At 43.8% G+C, this 18,044-nt stretch carries 18 protein-coding genes and 1 pseudogene; 17 read left to right on the forward strand and 2 right to left on the reverse strand.

The features are described from left to right. Nucleotides 1–186: 186 nt before the first annotated feature. From ABHC48_RS17620 to ABHC48_RS17665, 10 genes are all read left to right on the forward strand, one after another. Entirely contained in the window at nucleotides 187–762 is a 576-nt protein-coding gene (locus ABHC48_RS17620; protein WP_187564997.1) for a chromate transporter, read from the forward strand. After that, nucleotides 759–1,328: a chromate transporter gene (locus ABHC48_RS17625; RefSeq protein ID WP_173769825.1), complete on the forward strand. Its 570-nt coding sequence runs from the start codon at nucleotides 759–761 to the stop codon at nucleotides 1,326–1,328. The genes ABHC48_RS17620 and ABHC48_RS17625 overlap by 4 nt, the downstream gene beginning before the upstream one ends. Before the next feature lie 92 nt (nucleotides 1,329–1,420). After that, nucleotides 1,421–1,963 carry a TIGR00730 family Rossman fold protein gene (locus ABHC48_RS17630; protein WP_118578562.1) on the forward strand — a complete coding sequence of 181 codons (543 nt, stop codon included), beginning with the start codon at nucleotides 1,421–1,423 and terminating at the stop codon, nucleotides 1,961–1,963. A gap of 443 nt (nucleotides 1,964–2,406) precedes the next feature. Further along, nucleotides 2,407–3,447 (forward strand): heat-inducible transcriptional repressor HrcA, encoded by a 1,041-nt coding sequence (hrcA, locus tag ABHC48_RS17635; RefSeq protein WP_173716405.1) that lies wholly within the window; start codon nucleotides 2,407–2,409, stop codon nucleotides 3,445–3,447. 16 nt (nucleotides 3,448–3,463) lie between these two features. Next, nucleotides 3,464–4,126 (forward strand): nucleotide exchange factor GrpE, encoded by a 663-nt coding sequence (gene grpE, locus ABHC48_RS17640; protein WP_226815526.1) that lies wholly within the window; start codon nucleotides 3,464–3,466, stop codon nucleotides 4,124–4,126. Between the two features lie 115 nt (nucleotides 4,127–4,241). Next, the gene (gene dnaK / locus ABHC48_RS17645; protein ID WP_195700278.1) at nucleotides 4,242–6,125 is read left to right on the forward strand and encodes a molecular chaperone DnaK; all 1,884 of its coding nucleotides are present in this window, start codon (nucleotides 4,242–4,244) and stop codon (nucleotides 6,123–6,125) included. Nucleotides 6,126–6,276: 151 nt separating this feature from the next. Further along, complete coding sequence (gene dnaJ, locus ABHC48_RS17650; protein ID WP_118578560.1) at nucleotides 6,277–7,464, forward strand: molecular chaperone DnaJ; 1,188 nt, start codon at nucleotides 6,277–6,279, stop codon at nucleotides 7,462–7,464. Nucleotides 7,465–7,624: 160 nt separating this feature from the next. Then, nucleotides 7,625–8,305, forward strand: coding sequence for a phosphatase PAP2 family protein (locus ABHC48_RS17655; protein WP_243284591.1), 681 nt, complete (start codon nucleotides 7,625–7,627; stop codon nucleotides 8,303–8,305). Nucleotides 8,306–8,450: 145 nt separating this feature from the next. Further along, nucleotides 8,451–9,404: a 50S ribosomal protein L11 methyltransferase gene (prmA, locus tag ABHC48_RS17660; protein ID WP_195700279.1), complete on the forward strand. Its 954-nt coding sequence runs from the start codon at nucleotides 8,451–8,453 to the stop codon at nucleotides 9,402–9,404. 2 nt (nucleotides 9,405–9,406) lie between these two features. After that, nucleotides 9,407–10,153 carry a 16S rRNA (uracil(1498)-N(3))-methyltransferase gene (locus ABHC48_RS17665; protein WP_195700280.1) on the forward strand — a complete coding sequence of 249 codons (747 nt, stop codon included), beginning with the start codon at nucleotides 9,407–9,409 and terminating at the stop codon, nucleotides 10,151–10,153. On the opposite strand, the pseudogene ABHC48_RS17670 reads toward ABHC48_RS17665, so the two are convergent. Further along, nucleotides 10,150–10,320 (reverse strand): annotated as a pseudogene (locus ABHC48_RS17670) (DUF6783 domain-containing protein); the annotation flags it as partial. The gene ABHC48_RS17665 and the pseudogene ABHC48_RS17670 overlap by 4 nt on opposite strands. A 47-nt stretch (nucleotides 10,321–10,367) precedes the next feature. On the opposite strand from ABHC48_RS17670, the gene ABHC48_RS17675 reads away from it, so the two are divergent. Continuing rightward, nucleotides 10,368–11,522: a cysteine desulfurase family protein gene (locus ABHC48_RS17675; protein ID WP_118578554.1), complete on the forward strand. Its 1,155-nt coding sequence runs from the start codon at nucleotides 10,368–10,370 to the stop codon at nucleotides 11,520–11,522. A gap of 82 nt (nucleotides 11,523–11,604) precedes the next feature. Beyond that, nucleotides 11,605–12,786 carry a tRNA uracil 4-sulfurtransferase ThiI gene (thiI, locus tag ABHC48_RS17680; protein ID WP_118578552.1) on the forward strand — a complete coding sequence of 394 codons (1,182 nt, stop codon included), beginning with the start codon at nucleotides 11,605–11,607 and terminating at the stop codon, nucleotides 12,784–12,786. A gap of 91 nt (nucleotides 12,787–12,877) precedes the next feature. Here thiI and ABHC48_RS17685 read toward each other — a convergent pair whose 3' ends face one another. Beyond that, the gene (locus tag ABHC48_RS17685) at nucleotides 12,878–13,114 is read right to left on the reverse strand and encodes an HPr family phosphocarrier protein (RefSeq protein ID WP_021925019.1); all 237 of its coding nucleotides are present in this window, start codon (nucleotides 13,112–13,114) and stop codon (nucleotides 12,878–12,880) included. Nucleotides 13,115–13,409: 295 nt separating this feature from the next. On the opposite strand from ABHC48_RS17685, the gene mtaB reads away from it, so the two are divergent. From mtaB to ABHC48_RS17710, 5 genes are all read left to right on the forward strand, one after another. Beyond that, nucleotides 13,410–14,741, forward strand: a complete 1,332-nt coding sequence (mtaB, locus tag ABHC48_RS17690) for a tRNA (N(6)-L-threonylcarbamoyladenosine(37)-C(2))-methylthiotransferase MtaB (protein WP_195700281.1) — start codon at nucleotides 13,410–13,412, stop codon at nucleotides 14,739–14,741. A gap of 265 nt (nucleotides 14,742–15,006) precedes the next feature. After that, complete coding sequence (locus ABHC48_RS17695) at nucleotides 15,007–15,279, forward strand: IreB family regulatory phosphoprotein (protein ID WP_021925017.1); 273 nt, start codon at nucleotides 15,007–15,009, stop codon at nucleotides 15,277–15,279. Between the two features lie 2 nt (nucleotides 15,280–15,281). Further along, nucleotides 15,282–15,731, forward strand: a complete 450-nt coding sequence (gene ruvX, locus ABHC48_RS17700; protein ID WP_118578548.1) for a Holliday junction resolvase RuvX — start codon at nucleotides 15,282–15,284, stop codon at nucleotides 15,729–15,731. Beyond that, nucleotides 15,718–15,972: a DUF1292 domain-containing protein gene (locus ABHC48_RS17705; RefSeq protein WP_118578546.1), complete on the forward strand. Its 255-nt coding sequence runs from the start codon at nucleotides 15,718–15,720 to the stop codon at nucleotides 15,970–15,972. Before ruvX ends, ABHC48_RS17705 begins: the two co-directional genes overlap by 14 nt. Before the next feature lie 198 nt (nucleotides 15,973–16,170). Beyond that, the gene (locus ABHC48_RS17710) at nucleotides 16,171–18,033 is read left to right on the forward strand and encodes a ribonuclease J (protein WP_226815527.1); all 1,863 of its coding nucleotides are present in this window, start codon (nucleotides 16,171–16,173) and stop codon (nucleotides 18,031–18,033) included. Nucleotides 18,034–18,044: the final 11 nt, after the last annotated feature.

The raw sequence follows: 18,044 nt of genomic DNA on the forward strand, positions 1-18,044 counted from the left end.
TAAAAGTACAGCAGAATCGAATATTTGTTCTGCCCTCTGAAATGTCAGAAGCATTCCAAAACTTTAATTGACAGACATACCTATAGTGCGTTATCTTAAAAAAGAAAAGCGTGATTGTTCACGACCTGACCAGTAACACGCTTCGCGATGCGCAGAAATCATGCAGAATTATTAGGAGTGCCGGAAATGGAAGAAAAACAAAAGAATAAAAGATATGTGCTGAGGAAGCTTTTTTTTGCCTCGTTATATCTTAGTACGTTTACTTTTGGCGGCGGATATGTGATCGTTACTTTATTGAAAGAGAAATTTGTGGATCAATATCACTGGATCGATGAGGAAGAAATGCTGGATCTGGTGGCAATCGCACAGTCATCTCCAGGAGCAATTGCAGTAAACGGAGCAATTGTGGTGGGATACAAGCTTGGGGGAATACCGGGAATGCTGCTGTCGGTTCTGGGGGCTATTATTCCGCCAATGGTGATCCTGTCCCTGATTTCCTTGTTTTATGATGCATTCTGCTCTAATTATTATATAGCAGCTCTTTTGAAAGGCATGACTGCCGGCGTAGGTGCTGTGATCATTTCTGTGGTATACGACATGGGGAAAAACGTGGCGAAATCAAATGACTGGGTAAATGTGGTTATTATGGTCATCAGTTTTTGTGTAAGCTATTTTCTGAAGGTAAACATTATTTATATAATACTTATTGTGGCTGTATTTGGATTTGCGCGTACACTTGTGAAGGAGGGCAGCAAAAAATGATTTATCTTCAGCTCTTTTTCAGCTTCCTTCAGATTGGTGCATTAAGCTTTGGAGGTGGATATGCAGCAATGCCTCTTATACAGGAACAGGTAGTGACTATGCATGGCTGGATTTCCATGGAAACTTTTTCGAATCTTGTGACCATTGCAGAGATGACTCCTGGTCCTATTGCAGTAAACTCCGCAACCTTTGTAGGAACCAGGATTGCTGGTCCTGGTGGCGCAGTGGTGGCTACTCTTGGCTGTATTTTACCCTCCTGTATAATTGTAACCCTGCTGGCATATATTTACACGAAATACCGGAAAATGTCCCTTCTCCAGGGAACTCTTACATCCCTTCGCCCGGCGGTTGTGGCCATGATCGCCAAGGCAGGAGTTACCATTTTAGTATCATCTTTTTTTATAAATGGTGCAGTGGAACTGTTTCGGGAAAACATATGCATTCGAATGGTGGTGTTCTTTACTGCCGCACTGGTGCTTTTAAGAAAATTTAAAATGAATCCTATTCTGGTGATGGTTTTGTGCGGTGTGGCAAATATGGTGTTTTGCGCGGCTGCCGGAAGCTGACTGGAAAAGATATGCCAGCTGACTTTCGTATATGGTGCTGCCGCAGGTAGGCTGCACCTGTGTTTAGAAGAAAAAATAAGGGGGATAACAGATTGAACATATGTGTATATGGCGCTTCAAGTGCACTGCTTAAAAACATTTATTATGAAAAAACAGAAGAGCTTGGAAGAGCAATGGGAAAAAGAGGTCACGGTCTGGTGTTTGGCGGCGGGGCTACCGGAATGATGGGAGCAGCAGCCAGAGGCGTGGCAGCAGAAAATGGTTACATACTTGGAATTGCTCCCCGATTTTTTGACCAGCCTGGAGTTCTGTATGAGAAATGCACGGAATTTATTTTCACAGAGAATATGAGAGAGCGCAAAAAACTTCTGGAAGAAAAATCAGATGCTACGATCGTAGCACCTGGCGGAATTGGTACCTACGAGGAATTTTTTGAGATTTTTACCTTGAAAAGCCTGAAACGTATTGACCGCCCAATTGTGCTGTATAACATTGACGGATATTATGACAAGATGAAAGCATTGCTGGAGTACACAGCAGAAGAGAAATTCATGGATTTTTCCGTGCTGGATCTGGTAGTCTTTCTGGATGAGCCGACAGCAGTTCTTGACTATCTGGAAAATTATAAAAAATAGAGGCTGCTATTCAGCAGGGGCTGTTTTGCGAAACATATAACTGTGAAGGTGCTGAACAGTTACAAAACGGACATGTCGCCTATGGGCGGTATTCCTATATAGGAAAGAAGATGCCAGGGAAAATTTTCTCAAGGCATCTTTTTCATTTATGCGGCAGCAAACATAAGACTGCGTTGGCAGATACCTGATAGTATCCTTGCTGCCCAAAAAAAGTATTGCAGTAAGGAGAATTTAGCCAGAATGGTAAAGTATAGGGTAAAAACTATCAAAAAAGATGAAAAAAATTTGTAAAAAATATTGACAAAAGGAATACTGAGGTGTATCTTAAGAGCATAGATGTTAGCACTCCTAAATAATGAGTGCTAACAAAGGAATTCGAAGAAGCCAGACGGAAATCAGAATCAGGTTTGACCGTCTGCTTTTCAGGAAGGAGCAGATATTTCATGGATGAAGTATTAGATGAGCGCAAACGGAAAATACTGAAAGCAATCATCAAAACTTATATGGAAACAGGTGAGCCTGTAGGTTCCAGAACTATTTCCAAATATCCGGATCTGAATGTCAGCTCTGCTACTATCCGAAATGAGATGTCCGACCTGACGGATATGGGCTACATCGTACAGCCCCACACCTCAGCCGGAAGAATTCCATCAGATAAAGGCTATCGCCTTTATGTAGATGAGCTTACCAGGGAGAAGGAAGCCGAGATCGCAGAAATCCGTGATCTGATGATTGAGAAGTCAGATAAGATGGATAAGGTGCTCAAGCAGGTGGCGAAGGTTCTTGCCACGAATACCAATTATGCGGCTATGGTTGCGGTTCCCCAGTATAAGGGAAGCACCCTGAAGTTCATTCAGCTTTCACGAGTCAATGAGCGGCAGCTGATTGCCGTAGTTGTATGTGAGGGTAATGTTATTCGGAACCAGATCATTAATATTGATGAGGAGATGGATGACCAGACGATCCTGAAGCTGAATCTTCTTCTTAACACGAACCTGAACGGTGTACCCATCCAGGACATTAATCTGGGCATGATCGCCAGATTGAAAGAACAGGCGGGAAGCCACAGCGGTGTGGTTGCAGATGTGCTGGACGCAGTTGCAGCTACAATTCACGTGGACGAAGAAGATATGAAAGTATATACATCGGGAGCAACCAACATATTTAAGTATCCAGAGCTTGCAGATACATCCAGAGCCAGTGAGCTGATTTCCACTTTCGAGGATAAGCAGGAACTTGCGGATATGGTCCGTGAGGAAATGGGAGATCCGGAGAACACAGGAGTTCAGGTATACATCGGGGATGAAGTTCCGGTACGTACCATGAAAGACTGCAGTGTGGTCACAGCTACTTACGAGCTGGGAGATGGAATGCGTGGAACTATTGGAATCATCGGTCCCAAGCGAATGGATTACGAGAATGTAGTGGACAGCTTAAAGAAATTAAAAGTCCAGCTTGACGAAATGGTAAATAAGAAAACCTAGAAAGGCGGTTGAAAGCGTGTCAGAAGAAATGAATAAAGAAGCCGAAGTACAGGAAGAAGCAGTTGACATTCCGGTAACAGACGGAAGCGAAGAAGAGGCAGCAGATACAGCCCAGACAGCAGAAGAGGAGACTTCCGAGGAACCAGCACAGACAGAAGAAACTGAGCAGTCAGATCAGGAAGCAGAATCTCAGAAGGAACCGGAAACCAAGACAAAAACTTCTTTCTTCGGCAAGAAGAAAAAAGAGAAAGATAAATTCGAACAGCAGGTCGAGGAACTTACAGACAGACTGAAGCGCAGCATGGCTGAATTTGATAACTACCGTAAAAGAACGGAGAAAGAGAAATCCAGCATGTACATCATCGGCGCCAGGGACATCGTTGAAAAAATGCTTCCGATCGTGGATAACTTCGAAAGAGGTCTTGCACAGGCACCGGAGGATGATCCATTTGCAGAAGGCATGAAGATGATCTACAAGCAGATGATGACAGCTTTTGATGAGATGGGTGTGAAGCCAATCGAAGCTGTAGGTAAGGAATTTGATCCGAATCTGCATAATGCAGTGATGCATGTGGAGGACGAATCCGTTGGCGAGAACATCGTCGTAGAGGAATTTCAGAAGGGATATACCTACAAGGATTTCGTTGTAAGACACAGTATGGTAAAAGTTGCTAATTAACAGAAAGCAGCTTGGAGAATCAAACTTCATCGACATTTTCTAAAAACAAAGTATAAATGTTACTGTTCGTGTAATGGACAGCAACCATGAATTTTTAAACAGGAGGAAAATTATCATGGGAAAAATCATTGGTATTGACTTAGGTACAACAAACAGCTGTGTAGCTGTTATGGAAGGTGGACAGCCAACCGTTATCGCAAATACAGAAGGATCCAGAACAACACCATCTGTTGTAGCATTCACAAAGACAGGTGAGCGTCTGGTAGGTGAGCCTGCAAAACGTCAGGCAGTAACAAACGCAGAGAAAACAATCTCTTCCATCAAGAGAGAGATGGGTACAGATTACCGTGTAACAATTGATGATAAGAAATATTCCCCACAGGAAATTTCCGCTATGATTCTTCAGAAACTGAAAAAAGACGCTGAAGGATACCTTGGAGAGTCTGTTACAGAAGCAGTTATCACTGTTCCGGCATATTTCAATGATGCTCAGCGTCAGGCAACCAAGGATGCTGGTAAGATTGCAGGTCTCGATGTAAAACGTATCATCAACGAGCCTACAGCAGCAGCTCTTGCATATGGTCTTGACAATGAGAAAGAGCAGAAGATCATGGTTTATGACCTTGGTGGTGGTACATTCGATGTTTCCATTATTGAGATTGGTGATGGCGTTATCGAAGTTCTGGCAACAGCTGGTAACAACCGTCTTGGTGGTGATGACTTTGACCAGAGAATTACAGACTATATGCTTTCTGAGTTCAAGAGAACAGAGGGCGTTGACTTAAGCAACGATAAGATGGCTCTTCAGAGACTGAAAGAAGCTGCTGAGAAAGCTAAGAAAGAGCTTTCTTCCGCAACAACAACCAATATCAACCTGCCATTCATCACAGCAACAGCTGAAGGACCGAAGCATTTTGATATGAACCTTACAAGAGCTAAATTTGACGAACTTACACACGATCTTGTTGAGAAAACAGCAGAGCCGGTTCGCCGTGCACTTTCTGATGCAGGTCTTACTGCTTCTGATCTTGGACAGGTGCTTCTGGTTGGTGGATCTACACGTATCCCGGCTGTACAGGATAAAGTAAGACAGTTAACTGGCAAAGAGCCAAGCAAGGCCTTGAACCCAGATGAGTGTGTTGCACTTGGTGCTTCTATCCAGGGTGGTAAGCTTTCCGGTGAGGCTGGTGCAGGTGACATCCTTCTTCTTGATGTTACTCCACTTTCCCTGTCCATCGAGACAATGGGTGGTATTGCAACACGTCTGATCGAGAGAAATACAACTATTCCGACCAAGAAGAGCCAGATTTTCTCCACAGCAGCTGATAATCAGACCGCTGTAGATATCAATGTATTACAGGGCGAGCGTCAGTTCGCGAAAGACAACAAGTCCCTTGGACAGTTCCGTCTGGATGGAATCCCACCAGCACGTCGTGGTGTTCCGCAGATTGAGGTTACATTCGATATCGATGCCAACGGTATTGTAAATGTATCTGCTAAGGATCTTGGAACAGGTAAAGAGCAGCACATTACAATCACAGCTGGTTCTAACATGTCCGAGTCTGATATTGACAAGGCTGTTAAAGAAGCTGCTGAGTTCGAAGCTCAGGATAAGAAACGTAAAGAGGCAATTGATACAAAGAACAATGCAGACTCCATGGTATTCCAGGTTGAGAATGCACTGAAAGAAGCTGGTGATAAACTGGATGAAAATGACAAAGCTTCCGTAGAGGCTGACTTAAATGCATTAAAAGATATCCTTGCTAAATATGCAAATACAGATGAGATCGGAGATGCTCAGGTCGCTGAGATCAAAGCTGCTCAGGAGAAGATGATGGAAAGTGCTCAGAAGCTTTTCGCAAAGATGTATGAAGCACAGAACCCACAGGGCGGTGCTGGTCAGGCAGGCCCGGGACCGGACATGGGAGGAACTTCCCAGGGCGGTAACGAGGCAGGTTACGGCGATGATGTTGTAGATGCTGACTACAAAGAGGTTTAATTGAATAATAAGTTCCAATATTTCGGAACATGAAACTACAGCCCGGTCATGATTCATGACCGGGCAGTGGTGGTGAAAGACATATTACAGGAATTGCGCCGCTGGCGTCTTCCATAAGATAACCAAATACAAAAAGTTAGGAAAAGAAATCATGGCTGATAAAAGAGATTACTATGAAGTCTTAGGCGTTGATAAGAGCGCCGATGACGCTACATTAAAAAAAGCATATCGTCAGCTTGCCAAGAAGTATCATCCCGATGTAAATCCGGGAGATAAGGAAGCTGAAGCGAAATTCAAAGAGGCAACAGAGGCTTACAGCGTCTTAAGTGACCCGGACAAGAGAAGACAGTATGATCAGTTTGGTCATGCCGCTTTTGAAAACGGCGGCGGTGGCGGAGCAGGCGGTTTCGGCGGCTTTGATTTCTCCGGCGCAGACATGGGTGATATCTTCGGAGATATTTTCGGAGATCTGTTTGGAGGCGGCGGAAGCCGCAGACGTGCCAATAATGGACCTATGAAGGGTGCAAACCTGCGTGCACGCGTGAATATCACCTTTGAGGATGCTGTATTTGGCTGTGAGAAAGAACTTGAGATTACTCTGAAAGATGAATGTACTTCCTGTCACGGTTCTGGAGCTAAGGCTGGTACCTCACCGGTTACCTGTCCGAAATGTAATGGTGAAGGACAGATCGTTTACACCCAGCAGTCCATGTTTGGCATGGTTCGTAACGTTCAGGTGTGTCCGGATTGTCATGGTACTGGCAAAATTATCAAAGATAAATGTCCGGATTGCCGTGGTACCGGCTACATTTCCAATCGCAAAAAAATTAAGGTATCTATTCCAGCTGGTATTGACAATGGTCAGAGTATCCGTATCCGTGATAAAGGTGAACCTGGCACAAATGGAGGTCCGAGAGGCGATCTGCTGGTAGAAGTAAATGTAGCACGCCATCCGATTTTCCAGAGACAGGATATGAATATTTACTCTACTGCACCGATTACTTATGCACAGGCAGCGCTTGGCGGCGAAGTCAAACTGAATACAGTAGATGGAGAAGTTCTCTATGAAGTGAAACCAGGAACTCAGACAGATACCAGAATCCGTCTGAAGGGAAAAGGTGTTCCGTCCCTTCGAAACAAGAATGTTCGCGGTGATCACTACGTAACTCTGGTTGTTCAGGTACCAACCAACCTGAATGAGGACGCGAAAGAAGCTCTCCGCAAATTTGACGAGGCATGCGGCAATCGTCCTGCAGGCAGTGCCGGCGATAGCACAGAAAAGTCCGAAAAGAAGAAAAAAAGCTTCATGGACAAATTAAAAGAGACCTTTGAAGAGTAAAAAATCAGTTTTTCCATAAAAGAATAAAGAAAAGGGGAGATATCCTCTTTTCTTTTTTTGTTACTTATTGTATATTAAAGGGTAGCCGCAACGTTACTGTCCGTGCTGCTGGTCAGGAAGTGAGCAGTAACATCGCAAGAGTCCGGAAAGGAGTTTTGCCTTGAAAACAAAGAAAAGAGATTTGTTAAACCGATATATTCCTCTGTGGTCTATTGCACCTCTTGTGACCATCATGGCAGTGAATTGCCTGATTTACTGGGGAAGCAGTGCGCTTACAGCTGGCAGGTATCACTATGATTTTACGATGGCATTTGACAGGAAAGTTCCTTTACTGCCTGTATTTGTGTGGTTTTATATTCTGGCATTTCCATTCTGGGCGGTGGGGTATTTGCTGGCGGCAAGGCGTGGTAAGGATATGTTTTACCGGTTTGTTGCCACAGATCTGACCATACATTTTATTTGCTTTATCTGCTTTATTTTAATACCGACCACCAATATAAGACCGGAGATCCCAGGAAATACCCTTTCGGAAAAGATTCTCGCTCTGGTATATTCCCTGGATGGCGGGAACAGTCCTTCTAATTTGTTTCCCTCTATCCACTGCTATGTGAGCTGGATGTGCTGGAAAGGTGTGGAAGGCTCAGAGAAGGTGCCGAAATGGTATCAGAGATTTTCTCTGGTATTTGCAATTCTGATCATTATCTCTACCCAGGTGCTGAAACAGCATTACATTGTGGATGCAGCAGCGGCGTTGCTTCTGGTAGAGTTTTTCTGGAGATTTTATCAGAAAGGGCAGCGACATAAGTGGGTTGTGCATGTTTTTGCACATAAAAAGAAGTAACATGGACATAAAAAACCAGTAATTGGTCAGGTGAATTGAAAAATCAGAATAAAGTAACAGATAACAACCGTTTCGAAAGATGTTAAAAAATACCATATTGTGATTATGAAGAAACAGCTTTCAATAAAAAGATTGGAGAAATAGTATGAAGTGGAATCGCTTTACCATCAAAACAAAAACAGAAGCAGAAGACGTTATCATCTCTGCCCTTGCAGACGTTGGAGTTGAGGGCGTAGAGATTCAGGACAAACAGCCCCTTACCGAGACAGATAAAGAGCAGATGTTTGTGGATATTATGCCGGAAGGTCCAGCGGATGATGGAATCGCCTATCTGAATTTTTATCTGGAAGAGGACACAGAAACTGCGCCTGTTCTCGAGAGAGTACGTGCTGTCCTTGAAGAAGTACGCGGATACATGGATATCGGCGAAGGCACCATCACAGAATCCCAGACAGAGGACAAAGACTGGATCAATAACTGGAAGGAACATTTCCATCAGTTCTATGTAGATGACATTCTTATTGTTCCATCCTGGGAAGAAGTGAAGGAAGAAGATAAAGATAAGATGATCCTTCACATTGATCCAGGTACAGCTTTTGGAACTGGTATGCACGAGACAACCCAGCTGGTAATTCGTCAGCTGAAGAAATTTGTGACAAAAGACACCCAGATGCTGGATGTTGGAACCGGAAGCGGTATTCTTGGAATTGTAGCTTTGAAGCTGGGCGCTGCTCATGTTGTGGGAACTGACCTTGATCCCTGTGCAATTCCGGCAGTGGCTGACAATAAAGAAGCTAACGATATTAAGGATGAGACTTTTGACATGCTCATTGGAAATATCATTGATGATAAAGAAGTTCAGGATACTGTTGGATATGAGAAATATGACATTGTAACGGCTAATATCCTGGCAGATGTACTGGTGCCTCTCACACCGGTTATCGTAAATCAGATGAAAAAGGGTGCTTACTATATTACCTCTGGAATTCTGGATGTGAAAGAAGAAGTAGTGGTAAAGGCAGTGAAAGACGCCGGGCTTCAGCTGGTTGAGGTAACCCATCAGGGAGAATGGGTATCTGTCACAGCCAGAAAGGAATAATTATGCAGCGCTTTTTTGTGGAGCCTTATCAGGTCCTGGAGGAAGAACACAGGATCACTCTTACAGGTCCGGATCTGAACCATATGAAAAATGTTCTGCGCATGCGCATTGGTGAGGATGTGTGGATCAGCGATGGCAGTGAGAAGGAATATCACTGTACCATAGAAGAATTTCAGGAGGACAGCGCAGTTCTTCATATCCTTTATGCCCAGGAATCCCAGTATGAGCTCCCAAGCCGGATTTATTTGTTCCAGGGACTTCCTAAAGGGGATAAAATGGAACTGATCATTCAGAAGGCTGTGGAGCTTGGCGCTTACGCTGTTGTTCCAGTTGAAACAAGGAGATGTGTGGTGAAGCTGGATGCAAAGAAAGCGCAGAAGAAGGTTAGCAGATGGCAGCAGATTTCCGAGAGTGCAGCCAAGCAGTCTAAGCGTATGCTGATCCCGGAAGTGAAAAATGTAATGAACTGGAAAGAAGCACTTGCCTTTGCAAAAGGACTGGATGTGGTTCTGATTCCTTATGAGCTTGCCCAAGGTATGAAAGAGACCCGGGAAATCCTGGCGGCAATTCAGCCTGGACAATCTGTGGGGATTTTTATTGGACCGGAAGGCGGTTTTGAGGAGGAAGAAGTGAGAGATGCCATGGAAGCCGGAGGGAAACCGGTGACCCTGGGAAAAAGAATCCTGCGCACAGAGACAGCAGGTATGACCATGCTGTCTATTCTGATGTATACGCTTGAGTCTGTTTAAAAATATTTTAGCAATCTGCAAGACGTGCCAGAGCCTGTTTGAAAAATCATTTCAGCAATCTGCACGCCCCACTTTGCGGTATGCTTCACCTGAATTCGGCTGCCGCAGCTCGCTGCTGCGCCCTTATCCGGGTAAAGGCTTCCGCAAATTGTGATGCACATCTTGCAGAAAGCCTTTTTTTAACATGCTCTGGAAAAAAGAGGAAAAGTAAGAAATGGAAGCATATTTTGATAACTCTGCTACCACAAGATGTTATCCTGAGGTGGCAGAGATTGTAGTAAAAACAATGACAGAGGATTTTGGAAATCCTTCTGCCATGCATTTAAAAGGTGTGGAAGCGGAAAAGTATGTCCGTGAAGCTGCACAGATACTTGCCAAAATTCTCAAGGTAAATGAAAAAGAAATCATTTTCACCTCTGGCGGAACAGAGTCAAATAATCTGGCCTTGTTTGGCGGAGCGGATGCAAATAAAAGAAGCGGAAACCATATTATCACCACTTCAGTGGAGCATGCAGCTGTAGGACAGCCTGCAGAGCGCCTGGAACAGATGGGATATGAGGTGACGATAGTTCCTGTAGATCACAGGGGTGTGGTTCAGCTGGAGGCGTTAGAGAAAGCTTTGCGCCCGGATACGATTCTGGTATCTACTATGTATGTAAACAATGAGGTTGGTGCTGTGATGCCAGTGGAAGAGATTGCAAAACTGGTTCATGAGAAAAGCCCGAAGGCTCTGTATCATGTAGATGCGATCCAGGCATTTGGAAAATACCGTATTTATCCCAAAAAGGCAGGAATTGATATGCTCTCTGTGAGCAGCCATAAGATTCACGGGCCTAAAGGTGTAGGATTTTTATATATCAATGAGAAAGCCAGGATTCAGCCTCAGATCTTAGGCGGCGGCCAGCAGGCCGGTATGCGGTCCGGTACAGATAATGTACCTGGAATTGCAGGACTGGGTGTTGCTGCAAAGATGGTCTACACGGATTTTGATAAGAAAATTGAGCATATGTATCAGCTGAAGGAACGCCTTGCAGAAGGTTTTCTGAAACTTCCTGATGTTCGTCTCAACGGAATGGAGATAAGAGAAGGTGCACCTCAGATCTTAAGCGCCAGCTTTCTGGGCGTGAGAAGCGAAGTGCTGCTTCATACTCTGGAAGAAAAAGGCATTTATGTTTCAGCCGGAAGCGCCTGCTCCAGCCACAAAAGAAAAGCTGCCGGAACCTTAAGTGCAATGGGAATGGAAGCAGCCCAAAGAGAAAGTACGCTGAGATTCAGTTTTTCAGAGGAAAATACATTTGAAGAAGTGGATTATGCATTGGAAGTGATCGGGCAGGTACTGCCTATGCTTCGGAGATATTCCAGACACTGATGCAGTGAGGAAAAGAAGAATGAAATGCAGCGCCGGGGAAAGTCCGGCAGCCGCATAAAATAAAGAAACAGGAGGAAATCAAATGATATTTCACGCATTTTTAATAAAATACGCAGAAATAGCTATCAAGGGTAAAAATCGATATCTGTTTGAAGATGCCCTTGTGAAGCAGATGAATATTGCTCTTTCTAAGATAGAGGGCGATTACCGCGTTGTGAAGGAGCAGGGCCGTGTTTATGTATTCTGTCCGGAGGAATACGATTTTGAGGAGGCTGTAGCTGCATTAAAAACAGTATTCGGTATTGTTTATATCTGTCCGGTAGTGATCTACGAGGACAAAGGATTTGAGCAGATGCGCTCTGACGTTGTGGAGTACATGAAGAATGTACATCCGGATTATCACGGCACCTTCAAGGTATATACAAGACGTGCAAAGAAGTCCTATCCGGTAAATTCCATGGAAGTAAGTGCAAGAATCGGTGAAAGCATTCTGGATGCTTTTCCGGAGGCAAAGGTGGATGTACATCAGCCTGAACTTACCGTTTCTGTTGAGATCCGTGAGAAAATTTATGTATATTCCAAGAGCATCAAGGGACCTGGCGGAATGCCGGTTGGAACCAATGGAAAGGCAATGCTGCTTCTTTCCGGCGGAATTGACAGCCCAGTGGCCGGATATATGATCGCAAAGCGAGGAGTTAAGATTGAAGCCGTTTATTTCCATGCTCCGCCGTATACCAGCGAGCGTGCGAAACAGAAGGTTGTGGACCTGGCGAAGCTGGTGGCAAAATACAGTGGACCGATCAGGCTTCATGTAGTAAATTTCACAGACATTCAGCTGTACATTTACGATCAGTGTCCACATGATGAGCTTACTATCATTATGCGTCGTTATATGATGAGAATTGCAGAGCATTTTGCAAAGAAGGATAACTGTCTTGGACTTATTACCGGTGAAAGCATTGGACAGGTTGCAAGCCAGACCCTGCAGAGTCTTGCAGCAACGAATGAAGTGTGTACATTACCGGTATATCGTCCGGTGATTGGGTTTGATAAACAGGAAATTGTAGAGCGTTCCTGGGAGATTGGAACTTATGACACTTCTGTTCTTCCATATGAAGATTGCTGTACTATTTTTGTCGCAAAGCATCCGGTTACAAAGCCGAATCTGAATGTGATCCGCAAGTCAGAGGAGAAACTGGCTGAGAAAATTGATGAACTGATGGAAGCGGCACTTAGCACTGCAGAAGTGATTGAAATCCAGTAAAAAAGTGGAAAAGTACTCAGAGGCTGCATGAAGTCATCGAAAAAACAAAAAGAGGAACTGTGAACAGTTCCTCTGACAATCGAATATTTAATTATTCAACTGTATATTTGTCGATGATTTCCATAACGCTGTCAAGAGCAGCTCCGTCAGCATGGATATTCAGGTCGATCGGTTTGGATAAATCCAGGCTGAAGATACCCATGATAGATTTAGCGTCAATCACATATCTTCCGGATACCAGGTCGAAGTCGCAGTCAAATTTGCTGATCTCGTTTACAAATGCTTTCACTTTATCAATAGAGTTAAGTGAGATTTTTGCTGTTTTCATTGTGATATAACCTCCCTTGGATTGTTAGTAGTTTGCTTTACAGTACTCATATTACCTGTAGGCAGGATAAAAGTCAAGGTGAAAAAAGAGAAAAAATGGCAGCAGAATTAGTGAAAATGTATAAAAAATTTACAACATTACTGTGTACTGGTAATATTCCGCGGGATGCTTTTCGTGAATGAAATTTACAGAAGATCCGGGAAGTGCGGCACGAAATCACGTATTTGCATGAATTCTGTGCACCGCGGAGAAATTATCCTGCATGGTGTGGACAGTACTAGTTTTGGAGGAAAAAATGAAAAAAAAGGTTGCATTACACAATCTTGGATGTAAAGTAAACTCTTATGAGCTGGAAGCTATGCAGCAGCTTCTGGAACAGGCAGGGTATGAAATCGTACCTTTTGAACCAGGTGCTGATGTTTATGTAATAAATACCTGTACGGTAACAAATATTGCAGACCGTAAATCTCGTCAGATGCTTCACAAGGCGAAAAAGATGAACCCAGATGCGGTGGTAGTAGCAACAGGATGTTATGTACAGACTGACGAGGGAAAACTGGAAAAGGACGAAGCAGTGGATCTGGTACTTGGAAATAACCAGAAGAAAAATATTGTGGAAGTTCTGGCTGATTTTGAAAGGGAACACCAGCGTCAGGCTCATATTATTAAGATTAATCAGACAAAGGAATATGAAGAACTGGAAATCAGCCACACAGCTGAGCATGTACGTGCTTATATTAAGGTGCAGGATGGCTGCAACCAGTTTTGCACCTATTGTATCATTCCCTACGCAAGAGGCCGCGTGCGAAGCAGGGAAAAAGAGAATATTTTAAATGAAGTGCACAAGCTGGCCAAAGCCGGCTACAAAGAAGTGGTGCTTACAGGAATTCATCTCAGTTCCTATGGAGTGGATTTTCCTGAGGACAAAAAAGAAACTTTGCTTTCTCTTATTCAGGCAGTAAATGAAGTGGAAGGAATTCAGAGAATCCGCCTTGGTTCCCTGGAACCGGGAATTGTCACAGAAGAATTTGCAAAAGAGCTGTCTTCTATGTCAAAAGTCTGCCCTCATTTTCATCTTTCCCTGCAGAGCGGATGCGATACGACTCTGGAGAGAATGAACAGACGATACAGAAGCGCGGAGTATAAAGCAAGATGTGAACTTCTTCGCAAATATTTCGGAAATCCAGCACTGACAACAGATGTGATCGTTGGTTTTCCAATGGAAACAGAAGAGGATTTTCAGGCTTCCTATGATTTTGTGAAAGATATTCATTTTTATGAAACCCATATTTTTAAATATTCCCGTCGTCATGGAACTAAGGCTGCGGCTATGTCCGGTCAGCTGACAGAGGCAGAAAAAGCTGTGAGAAGTGACAAAATGCTGGAGCTGCACCAGAAGCGTGCTGCAGAATATGAGACTTCTCTTCTTGGAAAGACTCTGGAAGTACTTCTGGAGGAGAAAGTGGAGATTGATGGAAAAGCATATTATCTGGGACATTCCAGAGAATATGTGAAAGTGGCGGTGCTGAAAACGGAGAAATACGGTGTAAATGATATTCTGGCGGTGAAAGTGGAAAAAACTTTGCAGCCACATATTCTGCAGGGAGAAGAAATACAGGTTCTGTAGGGCGTGACCAGTAACATAATTATTACTGTTCACTGGTAACGTTCCGCGAGATGTTTTTTGTGAACGAAGTTCACAGAAAACCCGAGAATCTCAGCGCGAAATCATGCGAATGCATGATTTCTGTGCATCGCGAAGCGGGTTACTGGGCAGGTCGTGACCAGTAACCACACAATTGCGGAAATGACAGGCAATGCAAAATTAGGATTGTAATTTACACGTAATTATATTAAAATAAAAAAGAAATAATCGTAAGGACGTGAGAAAAATGGCAGAAAATAATCTGGGAAGTACACAATATTTCAGAACAAAACCAGATCAGGAGCTTGAAGTAAAAGAAATCCTGGACCTGGTTTACAACGCAATGGAAGAAAAAGGCTATAATCCTGTGAATCAGATCGTAGGTTATATTATGTCCGGTGATCCGACTTATATTACCAGCCATAAGGGTGCCAGAAGCATGATCATGAAGGTTGAGCGTGACGAACTTGTTGAGGAATTGCTGACCGAGTATATTAAGAACAGATCCTGGGAATACTGATTATGAGATTAATGGGATTAGACTACGGTTCCAAGACGGTGGGCGTTGCCGTCAGTGATCCACTGGGACTTACCGCACAAGGTGTGGAGACTGTCTGGCGCAAGCAGGAGAATAAGCTTCGCCAGACGATGGCACGGATTGAAGAACTGATTTCGGAGTATCAGGTAGAGCGTATTGTACTTGGATATCCGAAGAACATGAATAATACTGTAGGCGAGCGGGCGGTGAAATCTCTTGAGTTTAAAGAAAAGCTGGAGAAGAGGACTGGCCTGCCTGTTGTGATGTGGGATGAACGACTGACTACGGCAGAAGCGGAGCGTACTTTGATGGAGACCGGTGTCAGACGTGAGAACAGGAAGCAGTTTCTCGATCAGATGGCTGCGGTTTTGATCTTACAGGGATACTTAGACCGAATGAATATGAATAAGGACGAAAATAATGGAGAAAATTAAATTTCAATCTGAGGATGGGATTATAGAATTTTTTGTGGAAGAACAGACTACAGTTGCAGGAATCACTTATCTTCTGGTTTCCGATTCACAGGACGATGAGGCAAATGCCTATATTATGAAAGATGTTTCAGAAGAGGGAAGCGAAGAAGCCAGCTATGAGATGGTAGAAGATGATGAAGAACTGGTGGCAATTTCCAAAGTATTTGAACAGATGTTGGACGACGTAGATCTTGAAATGTAATAATTTGCTGGGCAGATCGTGAACAGTGATGCGAAATCATGCTTTGCATGTTATTTTGTGCATCGTGAAGCGTGTAACTGTGAAGTTACTGAACAGTTACCAGCCGAAACAAAATAAAGTCGCTTTATCCTGGTAGCGTGAGTTTGGAGGATAAAGTGCGCAAAATGGAGGATAGATTGATTGAAGACGGAAAATGAAATGAACAACAACGGGCAAAGGACTCCGGCAGCCGGAAACGGAACAAGAAAACCAAATTTCAGACATAAAAATTACAGATATAAGGCACAGCCGAAAAAGGAAGGAAAAGATGGTCAGAAACAAGGACAGGATAAGCAGACTAAGGGGAATTATAAACCTCAGTTCCGCGGTCAGGGCAAGCCTGCCTTAAAGAGACCACGTAAAACTAACAATGGCTCCAAGCTGAAGATCATTCCACTTGGTGGTCTGGAGCAGATTGGAATGAATATTACAGCTTTTGAGTATGAAGACAGTATAGTGGTAGTAGACTGCGGACTTGCTTTTCCAGAAGATGATATGCCGGGAATCGATCTTGTAATTCCGGATATTACCTACCTGAAAGAGAATATTTCCAAGGTGAAAGGATTTGTGATCACCCATGGTCATGAGGATCATATTGGTGCGCTTCCATATGTACTGAAGGAAGTAAATGCACCGATCTACTCCACCAAACTGACTCTTGCGCTGATCAGCAACAAGCTGAAAGAGCATAATCTGACTAAGACTACCAAGTTAAAAGAAGTAAAACACGGTCAGGTGATCAATCTTGGTGATTTTGCTATTGAATTTATTAAGACGAACCATAGTATCCAGGATGCATCTGCACTGGCTATTTATTCTCCTGTGGGAATCGTGGTACACACAGGTGACTTCAAGGTGGACTATACCCCTGTATTTGGAGATGCCATTGATCTGCAGAGATTTGCGGAAATCGGACGAAAAGGCGTTCTTGCCCTTATGTGTGATTCTACAAATGCGGAACGTCCGGGCTTTACCATGTCTGAGCGCACAGTTGGTCATGTTTTTGACAATCTTTTTAATGAATATAAGACTGCAAGAATCATTATCGCAACGTTTGCTTCCAATGTAGACCGTGTACAGCAGATCATCAATACCGCATACCGCTTTGGACGTAAAGTGGCAGTAGAAGGCCGCAGTATGGTAAATGTTATTACCACTGCCGCAGAACTTGGCTATCTGCGTGTTCCTGACCAGACTCTGATCGAGATCGACCAGGTAAAGAACTATCCGGATGAGCAGCTTGTTCTGATCACTACAGGAAGTCAGGGCGAGTCCATGGCTGCTCTTTCTCGTATGGCTGCTAATATCCACAAGAAGATTACCATTAAACCTAATGATGCAATTATTTTCAGCTCTCATCCGATTCCAGGTAATGAGAAGGCTGTATCCAAGGTTATCAACGAGCTTTCCATGAAAGGTGCAAAGGTTATTTTCCAGGATGCACATGTATCCGGACATGCCTGCCAGGAGGAGATTAAGCTGATCTACTCCCTTGTGAAGCCGAAATATGCAATTCCGGTACATGGTGAATATCGTCATCTGACTGCCCAGAAGCTTGTTGCAGAGGAACTTGGATATTCCAAGGACAATATTTTTATTCTGAAATCCGGAAATGTTCTGGAGATTGATGAGAATAGTGCGGCTGTTACTGGTTCCGTACACACAGGTGCAATTCTTGTAGACGGTCTTGGAGTCGGAGATGTTGGTAATATTGTACTTCGCGACAGACAGCATCTTTCCGAAGATGGTATTATGATTGTTGTCATGACATTAGAGAGACACAGCAATGTGGTACTGGCAGGACCGGATATTGTTTCCAGAGGTTTTGTGTATGTAAGAGAGTCAGAAGACCTTATGGATCATGCAAGAGAAGTGGTGGAGCTGGCTCTTGACGGATGTCTGGATAAAGGTATCACAGACTGGAGTAAGATTAAGGCAGCAGTGAAGGATGCACTCAGCGACTACGTATGGAAACGTACCAAGAGAAGTCCGATGATCCTTCCAATCATTATGGAGGCATAAGCAGAGGCGCG

Origin of the sequence: Ruminococcus sp. 1001136sp1 (genome assembly GCF_039841815.1) — a bacterium.
GTDB lineage: Bacteria > Bacillota > Clostridia > Lachnospirales > Lachnospiraceae > Blautia_A > Blautia_A faecis.

What these genes read in the sequence shown, in the direction of transcription:
- ABHC48_RS17620 (WP_187564997.1), top strand. Translation starts at nt 187, where the DNA reads ATGGAAGAAAAACAAAAGAATAAAAGATATGTGCTGAGGAAGCTTTTT.
- ABHC48_RS17625 (WP_173769825.1), top strand. Translation starts at nt 759, where the DNA reads ATGATTTATCTTCAGCTCTTTTTCAGCTTCCTTCAGATTGGTGCATTA.
- hrcA (WP_173716405.1), top strand. Translation starts at nt 2,407, where the DNA reads ATGGATGAAGTATTAGATGAGCGCAAACGGAAAATACTGAAAGCAATC.
- dnaK (WP_195700278.1), top strand. Translation starts at nt 4,242, where the DNA reads ATGGGAAAAATCATTGGTATTGACTTAGGTACAACAAACAGCTGTGTA.
- dnaJ (WP_118578560.1), top strand. Translation starts at nt 6,277, where the DNA reads ATGGCTGATAAAAGAGATTACTATGAAGTCTTAGGCGTTGATAAGAGC.
- prmA (WP_195700279.1), top strand. Translation starts at nt 8,451, where the DNA reads ATGAAGTGGAATCGCTTTACCATCAAAACAAAAACAGAAGCAGAAGAC.
- ABHC48_RS17665 (WP_195700280.1), top strand. Translation starts at nt 9,407, where the DNA reads ATGCAGCGCTTTTTTGTGGAGCCTTATCAGGTCCTGGAGGAAGAACAC.
- ABHC48_RS17675 (WP_118578554.1), top strand. Translation starts at nt 10,368, where the DNA reads ATGGAAGCATATTTTGATAACTCTGCTACCACAAGATGTTATCCTGAG.
- thiI (WP_118578552.1), top strand. Translation starts at nt 11,605, where the DNA reads ATGATATTTCACGCATTTTTAATAAAATACGCAGAAATAGCTATCAAG.
- ABHC48_RS17685 (WP_021925019.1), bottom strand. Translation starts at nt 13,114, where the DNA reads ATGAAAACAGCAAAAATCTCACTTAACTCTATTGATAAAGTGAAAGCA.
- mtaB (WP_195700281.1), top strand. Translation starts at nt 13,410, where the DNA reads ATGAAAAAAAAGGTTGCATTACACAATCTTGGATGTAAAGTAAACTCT.
- ABHC48_RS17695 (WP_021925017.1), top strand. Translation starts at nt 15,007, where the DNA reads ATGGCAGAAAATAATCTGGGAAGTACACAATATTTCAGAACAAAACCA.
- ruvX (WP_118578548.1), top strand. Translation starts at nt 15,282, where the DNA reads ATGAGATTAATGGGATTAGACTACGGTTCCAAGACGGTGGGCGTTGCC.
- ABHC48_RS17705 (WP_118578546.1), top strand. Translation starts at nt 15,718, where the DNA reads ATGGAGAAAATTAAATTTCAATCTGAGGATGGGATTATAGAATTTTTT.
- ABHC48_RS17710 (WP_226815527.1), top strand. Translation starts at nt 16,171, where the DNA reads ATGAACAACAACGGGCAAAGGACTCCGGCAGCCGGAAACGGAACAAGA.